1 protein-coding gene is annotated in these 1,366 nt (G+C 46.3%); it reads left to right on the forward strand.

Annotated elements, in window-relative coordinates:
* Nucleotides 1-2 precede the first annotated feature (2 nt).
* Nucleotides 3-1,340, forward strand: coding sequence for an ATP-binding protein (locus BGX12_RS15200; RefSeq protein ID WP_109736857.1), 1,338 nt, complete (start codon nt 3-5; stop codon nt 1,338-1,340).
* The last annotated feature ends 26 nt before the right edge of the window (nt 1,341-1,366 follow it).

The following is a 1,366-nucleotide window of genomic DNA, read 5'->3' on the forward strand; positions in this document are numbered from 1 at the left end:
TTATGGAACGCAAAATAATCGAAAAATTCAGGGACTGGAAAAATCGTTCAAAGGGTAAGTCCGCCCTACTTGTCGATGGCGCAAGGCGAATCGGCAAAAGCTATGCAGTTGAAGCCTTCGCCAGGGCAGAATACAAAAGCTACCTGCTTATTGACTTTTCGTATCCCCGTCCCGGAACACTGAAATGCTTTCAAGAAGACTGTCACGACCTTGACATTTTTTTCGCCAAGCTGTCCGCCATATACGGAGTACAGCTTTTCCGGCGAGAAAGCGTTGTCATATTCGACGAGGTCCAGCTGTACCCACCTGCAAGGCAGTTGATAAAGCAGCTTGTGAAGGACGGCCGATACGATTACATGGAAACCGGCTCCCTCATTTCGCTATACAAGAATGTGAAGGACATCCTGATTCCATCTGAAGAAGTGCATCTGCAAATGTTTCCTATGGACTTTGAGGAATTCCTCTGGGCAGCAGGCGACCATGCCACGGTACCTTTTTTGAAGACTTGTTTTGAAAAGAGGAAACCCTTGGGTCAAGCGCTACACCGCAAAGTTCTAAACGATTTTCGCAAGTACATGCTTGTTGGCGGAATGCCCCAGGCTGTCGAAGCGTACATGAACACGGGTAATTTCGGCGAAGCAGACTATCTAAAAAAACAGATTCTTTCGCTGTATCTTGCCGATGTGGGAAAATACGCAGGGAACGACGAGCAACGAGTATATTCCATTCTAAAGGATATTCCCGGACAACTTTCCAAAAAAGAAAAAAAATTCAAGCTGGCTGACATCAACAAGAACGCCCGCATGCGACAGTACGAAGACGCATTCGTATGGCTAGACAAGGCCATGATGGTGAATCGATGCGTGAACGCCACAGACCCAAGCGTCGGACTATCCATGAGCACCGACTACACGACGCAAAAATGTTATATGGGCGATACCGGACTTTTAGTAACCCAGGCATTTCGCGATGACGAATACGCAGACAACATTCTTTACAAGTCTGTTTTACTGGACAAGCTGAACGTGAACGAAGGGATGCTGACGGAAAACATCGTTGCGCAAATGCTTCGCTGTAACGGCCACCACCTGTATTTTTACTCTCGCGTTGATTCCGCAAACCGTGAAAACAACATGGAAATCGATTTCCTGATTTCGAATCACAAACGGATATCACCTATCGAAGTAAAGTCTTCCACCTACAAGAAGCACTCTTCCCTCGACAAGTTCTGTACAAAGTTTGGCAACAGACTTGGAGAAAGATTCGTATTATACCCAAAGGATGTCATGATAAAGGATGGAGTGACACACCTGCCTTTGTATATGGCCATGTTCCTATAACAGACCGATTAGCAAAAGCCCACGCT

Origin of the sequence: Fibrobacter sp. UWR4 (assembly GCF_003149045.1) — a bacterium.
Taxonomy (GTDB): domain Bacteria; phylum Fibrobacterota; class Fibrobacteria; order Fibrobacterales; family Fibrobacteraceae; genus Fibrobacter.

Coding starts and splice junctions, on each gene's coding strand:
- BGX12_RS15200 (WP_109736857.1), top strand. CDS start 3: ATGGAACGCAAAATAATCGAAAAATTCAGGGACTGGAAAAATCGTTCA.